The organism is Maribacter aurantiacus (genome assembly GCF_005780245.1).
In the GTDB taxonomy this organism is placed as follows: Bacteria; Bacteroidota; Bacteroidia; order Flavobacteriales; family Flavobacteriaceae; genus Maribacter; species Maribacter flavus.
Map to the genome: position 1 here is coordinate 104,578 of NZ_VBUK01000013.1, position 13,517 is coordinate 118,094.

General features: G+C 42.9%; 6 protein-coding genes. 5 read left to right on the forward strand and 1 reads right to left on the reverse strand.

The window, feature by feature from the left end; all coding sequences use genetic code 11:
• Positions 1-25 precede the first annotated feature (25 nt).
• A complete protein-coding gene (locus FEK29_RS16660) occupies positions 26-1,615 on the reverse strand; it encodes a peptide chain release factor 3 (protein ID WP_138259568.1) in 1,590 nt (529 codons plus the stop codon).
• 299 nt (positions 1,616-1,914) lie between these two features.
• On the opposite strand from FEK29_RS16660, the gene FEK29_RS16665 reads away from it, so the two are divergent.
• The 5 genes from FEK29_RS16665 to FEK29_RS16685 form a co-directional block, all read left to right on the forward strand.
• Positions 1,915-5,793, forward strand: a complete 3,879-nt coding sequence (locus FEK29_RS16665) for an Ig-like domain-containing protein (RefSeq protein WP_138259569.1) — start codon at positions 1,915-1,917, stop codon at positions 5,791-5,793.
• A 12-nt stretch (positions 5,794-5,805) separates the two neighbouring features.
• Positions 5,806-6,759, forward strand: coding sequence for a PorP/SprF family type IX secretion system membrane protein (locus tag FEK29_RS16670; protein WP_138259570.1), 954 nt, complete (start codon positions 5,806-5,808; stop codon positions 6,757-6,759).
• Between the two features lie 9 nt (positions 6,760-6,768).
• Complete coding sequence (locus FEK29_RS16675) at positions 6,769-8,715, forward strand: OmpA family protein (protein ID WP_138259571.1); 1,947 nt, start codon at positions 6,769-6,771, stop codon at positions 8,713-8,715.
• 189 nt (positions 8,716-8,904) lie between these two features.
• Entirely contained in the window at positions 8,905-12,642 is a 3,738-nt protein-coding gene (locus FEK29_RS16680; protein WP_138259572.1) for a Calx-beta domain-containing protein, read from the forward strand.
• Positions 12,643-12,968: 326 nt separating this feature from the next.
• Positions 12,969-13,517: hypothetical protein (locus FEK29_RS16685; protein ID WP_394347778.1), on the forward strand; the 549-nt coding region annotated here is incomplete at its 3' end.

The window sequence follows — 13,517 nt, forward strand, 5'->3', positions numbered from 1 at the left end:
AAAATCCACCTTTTGGTGGATTTTTTTATTCGAACTCGGAAGTAAAATACAGTTTTACGGAGGGATATTTTTGCTGCGCCATCTGAAGCGAGAATTGTGAATCTGCCAAGAAAACTAATTGCCCTCGCTTGTCCTTAGCCAAAAACTTCTGTTTTACTCGGATAAACTCCTTGAACTCTTCACTTTTCCTATTCTCCGTGCCTATCCAACAAGCCTTGTAGACCGGAAAATTTTCGTAGCTACACTTGGCACCATATTCATGCTCCAGTCGATATTGAATGACCTCAAACTGTAGGGCACCTACGGTCCCAATAACTTTACGGCCGTTCATCTCCAAAGTGAAAAGCTGTGCGACGCCTTCATCCATCAACTGGTCTATACCTTTATTTAGTTGTTTGGATTTCATTGGGTCCGCATTATTTATATATCTAAAATGTTCCGGTGAAAAGCTTGGGATGCCTTTATAATGGAGAACTTCACCTTCGGTCAAGGTATCCCCAATTTTAAAATTTCCTGTGTCGTGGAGCCCTACGATATCCCCTGGATAAGAAATATCCACAATTTCCTTTTTTTCGGCAAAAAAGGCATTCGGACTAGAAAACTTCAGATTTTTATCCAGTCTAACGTGTAAGTAAGGTTTGTTTCTTTCAAAAGTTCCGGATACCACCTTAACAAAAGCCAATCGGTCCCGGTGTTTGGGATCCATGTTCGCATGTATTTTGAATACAAATCCTGTCAAGGATTTTTCATCGGCATTCACTAGACGTTCCTCCGCCATTTTTGATTTTGGCGAGGGTGCGATTTCTATAAAACAATCCAACAATTCACGCACCCCAAAGTTATTCAGGGCTGAACCGAAAAACACCGGTTGCTGTTCTCCTTTTAGGTAAAGATCTTTGTCAAAATCTGGATATACGCCCCATACCAATTCTAAGTTGCTCCTAAGGTTCTCAGCTGCTTTGGTTCCAATGATTTTTTCCAGTTCAGGACTTTCAATATCATCAAAGGCAATTGTCTCTTCTATATTTTTCTTACTATCGCCGCTAAAGAGATTGATGTTCTTTTCGTATATATTGTAAATGCCCTTAAAGTCATATCCCATGCCAATGGGAAAACTGAGAGGGGTAACGGAAAGCCCTAGTTTTTGCTCAAGTTCATCCAAAAGGTCAAAGGCATCTTGTCCCTCCCTATCGAGCTTATTTATGAATACCAACATTGGAATTTTCCGCATTTGGCAAACCTCTACCAATTTAACGGTTTGCTCCTCAACACCTTTGGCAACATCGATTACTACGATTACACTGTCTACTGCGGTTAGGGTCCTAAAAGTATCCTCTGCAAAGTCCTTATGACCGGGGGTATCCAGGATATTGATTTTTTTATCCTTGTATATGAATGCCAAGACAGAAGTTGCCACGGAAATACCCCGCTGTCGTTCGATTTCCATGAAATCACTGGTGGCAGTTTTCTTTATTTTATTGTTCTTTACGGCACCGGCTTCTTGAATAGCCCCTCCAAAAAGGAGCAACTTTTCAGTAAGGGTAGTTTTTCCCGCATCCGGATGCGAAATAATGCCAAATGTCCTCCTTCTTTCTATCTCTTTCTTAAAGCTCATGCATTAAAATTTGGCGCAAAAATAAGCTAATTTATACATCTAGGTGACAATAGTATTTGTAGTAAAAAATAATGCGAATTTTTGTGACCTTAAAAAGGTTAAAGGTGTCTTAATCAATACTATAAATACTAGGAAAATAAACTTTTTCACAGTTTATGGAGAATTATTAACAACTTGACCGAATTACCCAACAACTGAATATTTATAAAGTATCTTGCGCATAATTTTCATCAAGGAAATCCCAAATCCTATCCTGAATTTCATACTTGTCATGGTGATTGTTTTAATAAACTGTCATTATGAAAACTAGACTTTACAAAATTGAAATAACTGCCCTTTCCCATAAATACTTTATCCTATTATTAATTGGAACTTTTTTAATTGGTGCCATTCGCGCAAACAGGGGTTCTAGTTATTCACCATATTTCACTGATTATGATGGTGATGGGGTGTACGACCATGAAGATATTGACGATGATGGGGATGGAATTCTTGATTCGGTAGAAGATAAAAATCATGATGGGGATAATAACCCTGCAACCAACCCTACGGATACGGACAGTGACGGGGTACCGGATTATTTGGATTTGGATTCAGATAATGATGGTATACTAGACAATCTGGAAGGTCAAAATTTCCATACCTACAGACCAAAATCGGGAGTCGATTCAGACGGGAATGGATTGGATGATGTTTATGAATCATATCCGGGTGCTGGAGAAGGGATAGCGGTTAATGATAGGGATAATGACGGATATCCCAACCATTTGGATATTGATACGGATAATGACGGTATCCCTGACAATGTGGAGGCGCAATCAACCATGGGTTATATTGCTCCTAATGCCGACGAACCTGCTACCTACATTTCAAACCAAGGAGTCAATAGCGCATATATTGGTGGATTGACAGCTGTAAATACCGATGGTACACCGCCACCTGACAAGCCAGATTATCAAGATTTTGATAGTGATGATGATTTGGTGCCTGATAACAATGAAGGGAACGACTTCAATTTCGACGGTATCCCTGACCAGACATTTACCGGTACCGATACCGATGGCGACGGATTGGACGATGGCTACGAGGGCAGCGATGTCAACGACGGATTCGACGTGAACGATGAAATTAACGACCCGGCCAATGACCTTCCAAATACTGACTCCTCTGACGACGTGAACTTTAGGGATTTGGACGATGATAATGACGGATTGACAACGCCTGAAGAAGATGTTAACGGTAACAACGATCCTACCGATGACGACACAGATAATGATGGCAGGCCAAATTATTTGGATGTGGACAATAATCAAGGACCGGACACAGATGGTGATGGGGTCCCTGATAGCGCCGATTTGGACGATGACAATGACGGGATTTTGGATACCGTTGAAGACCCAAACCTCGACGGTGACAACGACCCGCTGACAGATCCTTTGGATTCCGATGGTGACGGATACCCAAATCATTTGGACATCGATAGCGACAACGACGGCATCCCGGACAATGTGGAGGCGCAGACCACGGACGGTTACATAGTACCGAACGACGACGACGCGGCTACCTATGCAAGCAACGATGGCGTAAACAGTGCCTATCCAGATGGTCTTACCCCTGTGAACACGGACGGTACTGACGAGGTGGACTATCTGGATAACGATTCGGACAATGATTCCGTGCCGGACAACAATGAAGGCAACGACTTCAATTTCGACGGTATCCCGGACCAGACATTTACCGGTGTCGATACCGATGGCGACGGTCTGGATAATGGTTACGAGGGCAGCGATGTAAACGACGGTTTTGATGTGAACGACGAAATCGACGACCCGGCCAATGACCTTCCGGACACGGACGGGACCGAGGACGTGAACTACCGTGACCTTGATGACGATGGGGACGGTATCGACACGCCAGATGAGGATGCGGACGGGGATGGCGACCCAACCAATGACGACACCGATAGTGATGGTACGCCCGATTATCTTGACCCCGATTCCCCAGGTACGGACACAGATGGTGATGGGGTCCCTGATAGCGCCGATTTGGACGATGACAATGACGGGATTTTGGATACCGTTGAAGACCCAAACCTCGACGGTGACAACGACCCGCTGACAGATCCTTTGGATTCCGATGGTGACGGATACCCAAATCATTTGGACATCGATAGCGACAACGACGGCATCCCGGACAATGTGGAGGCGCAGACCACGGACGGTTACATAGTACCGAACGACGACGACGCGGCTACCTATGCAAGCAACGATGGCGTAAACAGTGCCTATCCAGATGGTCTTACCCCTGTGAACACGGACGGTACTGACGAGGTGGACTATCTGGATAACGATTCGGACAATGATTCCGTGCCGGACAACAATGAAGGCAACGACTTCAATTTCGACGGTATCCCGGACCAGACATTTACCGGTGTCGATACCGATGGCGACGGTCTGGATAATGGTTACGAGGGCAGCGATGTAAACGACGGTTTTGATGTGAACGACGAAATCGACGACCCGGCCAATGACCTTCCGGACACGGACGGGACCGAGGACGTGAACTACCGTGACCTTGATGACGATGGGGACGGTATCGACACGCCAGATGAGGATGCGGACGGGGATGGCGACCCAACCAATGACGACACCGATAGTGATGGTACGCCTGATTATTTAGATCCAAAGACAGAGATAGTTGATGTTGTAGACGATGAGGTCTCAATCCCTGAGAATACTGTAACGGAGATTGATGTATTGGAGAATGACATGAACATACCATCAGAAGGGGAACTTACTGTGACCCAACCGACCAATGGAACAGTAGCGATAGATGATGGAGGAACTCCAGACGATATCACTGATGATGTATTGATCTATACTCCAGAAGATGGTTTCAATGGAACTGATAGTTTCGAGTATACCGTTTGCGACACCAACGGTAACTGCGACACGGCAACTGTAACCGTTACGGTGGGAACACCTCAGATGCTGGATGCGGTGGACGATCAAGTTTCCACGCCACAGGATACGGTTGTCGATATCGATGTATTAGCAAATGACATGAACATACCATCAGACGGGGAACTTACTGTGACCCAACCGACCAATGGAATAGTAGAGATGAATGATGGAGGAACTCCGGACGATATCACGGATGATGTATTGATCTATACTCCAGAAGATGGTTTCAACGGAACTGATAGTTTCGAGTATACCGTTTGCGACACGGAAGGGAACTGCGACACGGCTACTGTAACCGTAACGGTGGGCACACCAGAAATGTTGGATGCGGTGGACGATGAAGTTTCCACCCCACAGGATACGGTTATTGATATCGATGTGTTGGCCAATGACACGGGAATTCCGTCGGATGGGGAGTTGACCGTCACCGAACCCACCAACGGAACTGTAGCGATTGACAATAATGGAACTCCGGACGACATCACGGATGATGTACTTATCTACACCCCGGATGCCGGGTTCAACGGAACCGATAGCTTCGAGTATACCGTTTGCGACACGGAGGGGAACTGCGACACGGCTACGGTAACCATAACCGTGGGGACACCACCAGTATTGGATCTTGTGGACGATGAAGTTTCCACTCCACAGGATACATCCATTCAAATTGACATTCTAAACAATGATTCCGCAATACCTCTGGATGGAGAATTAACGGTGACTGCCCCTTCAAATGGAACAGTAGAAATAAACGACGGCGGAACCCCGGATGATATTTCAGATGATACGGTAACCTATACTCCACGGGAAGGTTTTAACGGAACCGACAGTTTCGAATATACCGTTTGCGATACGGATGGGAACTGCGACACGGCAACAGTCAGTATTACCGTGGAGGAAATTACGAGCCTAAAAGTGGAAGTTAATCAAATGCTGACTCCCAATGGGGATGGACGCAATGATTTTCTATTCATCCGTGGTACCGAAAATATCAGACAGAGTACCTTGCGAATTTTTAACAGATGGGGCGTATCGGTCTACGAAGGGGAAAACTATAACAATCAGACCAACGTTTTTGATGGGCGTTCAAGAGGTAGGTCAACCTTAAGTGTGGAGGAATATTTGCCATCGGGAGTCTATTTTTACATTTTTAATTACACCACTATGGACGGAGAGAATGTTGTGGATAGTGAGTATATTTACATCAGCAGATAAAAGCATAACTATATGAATATCAGATACAGGATACTAACTTTTTTAGCTATTACTTTTATCTTTCTAGCGGAAGCAAGTGCGCAGCAGGATGCGCAGTACACCCAATACATGTATAATACCATGACCGTGAATCCGGGGTATGTGGGATCTCGGGGTCAATTGAGTATGGCGGGTCTGTACCGTTCCCAATGGGTGGGATTGGAAGGTGCCCCAAGTACCTTTACACTAAACCTTCATTCCCCCATACGAAATAGTAAACTGGGTTATGGGGTGTCCATTGTCAATGACGAAATTGGTGATGGAACCGTTCAAGAAACCTATCTGGATGCTATGGTTTCCTATACCATTGATGTTTCCAGGGATGCAAAACTTTCATTTGGATTAAAGGCTGGAGGAAACATTTTAAGTCTAGATTTTGCCAAGCTTAGAAATTTTGACAACGAGGTGGTTCGTACCGATAATATTGACAGTAGATTTTCTCCAAATTTCGGATTGGGAATGTATTACCACACCAATAGTTTTTATGCTGGATTATCCGCCCCCAACTTGTTGCAGACGGAATATTTTGATAATACCAACAGGGACGCAAGTTCCGTTCAATTTGTTTCACAGGAAAGAATCAACTTTTACTTTATAACAGGTTACGTTTTTGACCTGAACGGCAACTTAAAGTTCAAACCCGCTTTATTGACCAAGATGGTGGGAGGAGCCCCATTACAAGTGGACCTGTCCGCCAATTTCATGTTCAACGATAAGTTTACCTTTGGTGCGGCCTATCGCTGGGACGCTGCGCTTAGTGCCTTGGTAGGGTTTCAAGTTTCCGAACAATTTATGTTAGGATTGGCCTATGATAGGGAAACGACGGAACTTGGTGGAACCCAGTTCAATGACGGTTCTTTTGAGGTCTTTTTAAGATTTGAATTGGTCAGATCTTTTCAACGTTTGGTATCACCCCGATTCTTTTAAAATATGCACATGTTTAAAAAAGTACATATCCTTTTTTTGCTAATAATGGCCCAATTTGTTTCGGGAACTGCGGTTGCCCAGGAACGGTTTTTAAAAAAAGGAAATGAAAAGTACGATGAATATTCCTTTAGTCCTGCCATAGATATTTATAAAAAAGTCTTGGACAAAGGTTTTGTTTCGGCAGATTTGCTGCGAAAATTGGGGAATTCCTATTATTACAATGCAGACTACAAAGAAGCCGGGGAAACCTTTGACAGATTGGTGAATGAATTTGAATCTGAAGTGAGTGCTGAGGATTATTTCAAATACGCCCAAACCTTAAAATCCTTGGAAGAATATGAAAAGGCGGGTGAGATAATGAACAAATTTACCCAAATAACGGGCAACGATGTCAGGGCCCAGCAATTTAAGAGCGCGGAAGATTACCTTGCAGAAATAAGAAAGAACTCGGGAAGGTATGAATTGAAAACTTTTGAATATAATTCGCCCTATTCGGATTTTGCCCCATCTTTTTACAAGGAAGGCTTAATTTTTTCTTCGGATAGGGATACAGGAAACTTTGCCCGAAACAGGCACACCTGGAACGGCAAGGATTTTTTGGATTTGTATAAAGTGAATGCCGATAGTGCTACACGGAGCAAGGTGGTAAAATTGGACGACTATGTGAATACCCGGCTACATGAATCCACTTCCATAACCACTAAAGATGGCCAAACCCTTTATTTTACCCGAAACAATATCGTGGAGGGAAAATATAAAAAGGATGAGGAGGGTATTATTCGGCTAAAAATTTTTAGGGCCCAAATGATGGATGATGGCATTTGGGGCGAGGTGGAGGAACTTCCTTTTAATAGCGACTCCTATTCTGTGGCGCACCCTGCGCTGAGTCCGGATGAAAAAACATTGTATTTTGCTTCGGACATGCCAGGTACCCTCGGCGCCTCGGACATTTTCATGGTAGAAATCAATAAGGACGGTACTTTTGGTACCCCCGTAAATTTAGGGAGTAACATAAATACGGAGGCTAGAGAAACATTTCCGTTCGTGACTGAGGAGGAAATTCTCTATTTTTCATCGGATGGCCACCCGGGCTTAGGTGGCTTGGATGTTTTCGGAACAAAAATAAAAAGGAAGGACTTCAACGGGAACATAATGAACGTGGGTGAACCCGTAAATAGCGTTAAGGACGATTTTACGTTTATCTTTAATGAGGAGAACAGAGAAGGCTATTTTGCGTCCAATAGGGATGACGGAATGGGCTATGACGATATCTACGCCTTTATTGAAAACGAACCCTTGGTTTTTGATTGCATACAACAGGTTACAGGTACGGTTAGGGACAAAATTTCAAATCAGGTTCTGGTGGGAGCCACGGTAAAAGTGATCAATGAGGACAACGAAGAACTTTTGTCCACGATTACGGATTCCAAGGGTACTTATAGTTTGGTATTGGATTGTAACCAAGGCAACTTTGTACGGGCTTTGATGGAAGGATATACTCCCCATGAGGAGTATATTGGCGTATCCGATGGCAAACCAAAAATCATCGACTTTTATTTGGAAAGGGATAGGGTGACAGCAGGTTACGGCGATGATTTGGCAAAACTCCTACAATTGAGTACCATCTATTTCGACTTCGATAAGTACAATATTAGAAAAGACTCCGAAGTCGAGATTGAAAAGGTAATCGCGGCCATGGAAAAATATCCCAGTCTAAAAATCAAGGTCAATTCCCATACGGACAGTAGGGGGCCTGCGGCCTATAATTTATGGCTGTCACAGAAAAGGGCGGAATCTACGGTAAATTACATGATCAAGAAGGGTATTTCCAAAGACCGATTATTGAGCGAAGGATTCGGTGAATCCAAGCTTTTGAACGAATGCGCCGATGGAGTTCCATGCTCTGCGGCCAATCATGACGTCAATAGAAGATCTGAATTCATTATTTTTGAATAAAGTGAACAATAATACTAATACGAAAAGGGAGCCAAATTGGCTGCCTTTTTCTGTTTGGGTGCCGCTTTGAATATAACCCAATAACGTTTTTTAAGGGCCACACTTCATCGATTAGCCCTTTCACAACAATTGTTTATTGATACCTTTTTCAAGCTTTAACTTCGTTTAATTGCAAAAAGTTGTATAGAAATGAAGTTCTTTAAACTGCTTTTGATTATCTCTTTAATGGTAGCTGCTGATGTTTCCTGGAGTCAGGAGACCTTTAGGGATAATTTTAGTTCTGCTTCATATTCAAATAATGATGGTAGTCAGAATTTTAGTTCTAATTGGATTGAGAACAATGATAATAACAATCCCGGTAGTGGTTCTACAAGAATTACTTCAGGGCGTTTGCGCTTTTCTAATAGTGATGATGATTGGATTTATCGATTTGTACCATTGGCAGGAGCATCAAGTGTTCAACTGACCTTGGATTTTGACGGTACATCTAGGGGTGGAGAAATCATGGATGTATACATTTATAACAGTAATACGGCGTTTTGGAATTTGGTAGGGAGTGTAGACAGTAATACTACTGGTACCATAACATACAATCTCACCGCTGCCGAAATCGATTCCAATCCAGCAATCATTTTTTATCCCAGGGATACTGACTGGCAAAATGGAGATACTATTTTTATCGATAATGTGTTATTTACGGCATTTTATGACCCAGTAGTTGAAATCACCGATGTTTCCGTAGATGAAACTGCTGGTACTGTTGACATTACGGTGACCCATACAGCAACTAATACAGGTAGTTTTAGCGTTAACTTTCAAACTGTTGACAATACTGCTGTAAGTGGGTCGGACTATAACTTTAATTCTGGAACTCTAAATTTTTCTGGTACCGTTGGAGATACTGAAACGGTGACGGTTACAATATTGGATGATAGTTTACTTGAGGGGCCGGAAAGTTTCATTTTGGACCTAACTGGCTCAAGTAATCCTTCGGTTGATATTACTGATAACGGAACGATTACTATTAACGATGATGAAGTTCAAGTTAACCCTCCTTTAGTACTGGTTCGAGAGTTCAATGGTAACTTTGACTACACTTCCACGGGAGGATCATTAAGAACCCTTCCTAATAATAATTCCAACAACGATGCTTGTCAGATACAAGCAACTTCTCAGGCACCCCTTTTGGTTGATGTTCCTGTAGGTGCCACTATTGAAAAGGCATATCTGTATTGGGCCCATTCCAATGGTACATTGGATACAAATGTGACCTTTGAAGGACAAAACGTTACAGCGGACCAGGCCTATACTTCCTTCATTACTACAAGGCAGTTTAACGGCTATGTAAGTGATGTAACTTCCATTGTACAGGCAAAGGCAAATTTAAACACGGCTGATTTCACGTTTACGGATTTAGATATAGATAATTCAGCTACCTACTGTAGTTCCTCAACGGTATTGGGAGGTTGGGCTCTTATGATATTTTATGAAGAGCCATCTCTACCGGTATCCACTATAAATGTGTACCAAGGCTTTTATGGAATAAGCGATGATACAAACAGTTATACTTTGGATAGTTTTTATGCTATCAGCGGGGCAGGGTCAAAAGCGTCCTTTTTATCATGGGAAGGCGATGAAAACATCGTGGGTGCCGGATCAGGGACGGTGGTAGAAAATTTATCCATCAGTGTGCCTGGAGATCCAGCCGTCGATTTAACCGGTGATGGAGGACAGACTGGGAATAATCCCTATAATAGTACCATTTATGATAATACTACACCTACAACTATAAATATTACCACATCATACGGCTTGGACTGGGACACTTATGACCTAACGAGTATCCTAGACCCTGGCGATACCCAATTTACGGCCAATGTAGCCATGGGTCAGGACTTTGTAATATCCAATGCTGTAGTGCTCAAGGTACAATCAAACTTGATAGCAGGAACCGTTTTTGAGGATATAAATTACGGCGGAGGATCGGGAAGAGACATGGCCACATCTTCCGGTATTCCTGTGGAAGGTTCTACGGTAGAGATTTATGACAATCTGGGTAATTTATGGAATTCTGAGACCACGGATGCCAACGGAGAATATGCCTTTGGCGGTATGGCGGATGGAACCTATATTATTCGCGTAGTAAATTCTACGGTTAGGTCCAGTAGAGGAGGGGGAACCGCCTGCACTGCGTGTTGGCCAATACAGACATTTAGAACTTCCCATAATGGTACCTCTTACAATTACATTACTGACGAGATTGGAGGGGCATTCCCAGACCAAGAAGACGTTAGTGCTGGGACTTTCAGTGGAGCTCAATCCGTTAGCTCCGTAACCATTGCTGGAGGAGGATTGGGCAATATCGATTTTGGTTTTAATTTTAATAGCATTGTGAATACAAACGAGGACGGTCAGGGATCTCTGGAGCAGTTTATAGTAAATTCCAACAACCTTGATGAGACAGGCCTTGATATTGAAGCAAACGCGCTCTTTGATCCCGTATCGGGAGAGGACACATCGGTCTTTATGATACCCACTTCAAGCGATCCATTGGGTCGAACGGCAGATTCAAATTATTCCGGAGGTTATTTTGATATTTTTATTTCAAATGGAAACCCACTAAGTAATATAAGCTCGGACAATACAAAAATTGACGGTAGAACCCAGACAGCTTATTCGGGGAATACCAATACTGGTACTGTTGGTGGTGGGGGAACTCAAGTAGGAATTTCTTCACTAGCCTTACCAAATTATGATTTACCGGAGATTCAAGTCCATAGGAATGGTGGTGATGTGTTTAAAATAAATGCGAATAATACCCAAATTAGGAATCTTTCAGTTTATGCCAACAACAATGCGGGTATTCGGATAGATGGTGGAAGTATTGACATTCAAAACAACCTGTTGGGAGTAAGTGCCTCTGGGGTAAATGCAGGTAATATCGACATTGCAGTAGAGAATTTAGGCGGAAATTTGTTGGTAGATTCCAACTATATTGCCACCACTACAGATAGTGGTATACTCATCAACGGTGGAACATCAAACATTATCCAGAACAATCATATTACCTCGAATGGTGACGCCGCTTGTGATGATAACATCCTAATCAATGGGGGTAGTGGTATAGTTATACAACAAAACTTAATTGAGAATGCGGCCTCCTTGGGTATAGATGCGGCCTTATCATCGGGAAATCTTATTATTTCACAAAATACGATAACAGGATCAGGTCAGGATGGTGGCAATTGTGGAGTTGGTCCAGAGGATATGGGTATAGAATTGGCTGGTAGCAACTCCCAAATATCTAATAATGTTATCTACAGCAATGGAGGTGCGGGAATTGTCTTAATTGGGTCCGGCAACGGTAATCTAATAAGTCAGAATTCATTTTATGCAAATGGTATCAATGCACCAGCCTTGGGTATAGATATTTTAGGTGATGGAGTAACCTTAAATGATTTGAACGATGCCGATGGTGGACCTAACGGCAACCTCAATTTCCCGATAATATCGGGTGTATATGGAAGCGCTACTTCATTAACAGTGGAAGGTTGGTCACGACCTGGAGCGACCTTGGAATTTTTTGTGACCGATATTAACGAAGGTACTGCCAGTGCCGGGGATAATCAATTGGGTCTTTTAAGGGACTATGGGGAAGGTCAGGTGTATATTTCAACCTTGGTCGAAGGCAGCGGGTCAGATCAGGATTCAAATCTTCTACCATATACAGATATGGACGGAAATACGGACAACACTAACAAATTTAAGTTCACCATTCCGTTACCTCCCGGAGTGACCATTGGCGAGTTGATTACGGCTACCGCAACATTGTCAAATAGCACTTCTGAGTTTTCTCCTTTAAGTGAAATTAGAACAAACTCCTTGATTACGAACAAGAGGATTACCTACCGGATAAAGAAGAACTAATCTGTATAATACAATATAAGTGTAGTTTTTTGGCTACAAGCGTACCTTTGAAAGCCACTGTAAATATTGGGCTAATCGATAAAGTACCCGCTATCTTTTGAACATTTTTAAAAGCTATAACCTCATTTTTCAGGACGTAGACCGTGCGAAAATCCATTTACACAACAATTATTTCACTGGGCTAGGTGTAAATCTAATTTTGTAAAGAATTAACATGCCGTGGTGTATCTACGGTCGAAAGGGAATACCGACCAACTATGGATTTGAATAACACTAACAAAAGGGTCAATCTTAAAATGACAAAGTATTTAAATAAACATAAGGCGATGGATAAAAGAATTTTGTGGATATTTTTATTCCTGTCCGGAATCACGTTCGCACAAACCACGGTAACACTTGAAGACCAATGCAATTGTGAGGTATTACAGGGAACGGCAGTTACCGCTGCTGGATCTGTAACTCCTACAGGAGCTGACCTCGGCGATTTATATGTGAATACCAATACGGGAACCATCTATTTTTGGGATGGTGATTCCTGGGAATTGACCTCAAGTGATACTAATACTACAAATGCTAGTTTTACAGAGAACGGAACGGACCTGATATTGACCGATTCTGACGGTAATTCGGTAACGATAGCACTTGCTGACATTGCCGCGGCAATAGACACCAATACCACCAATAACGCCTTTTTGGTTATGGGAACAGATTTGGTCATGGTGGATTCAGAAGGAAATATGGTAGGTATTCCATTGGCACAAATAGCCTCTTTAACGGACACCAACACCACGAACACGGGCCTTACCGAAGATGGAACGAACCTTATTTTGACGGACAGTGACGGCGGAACGGTAACGATAGCTTTGGCGGACATC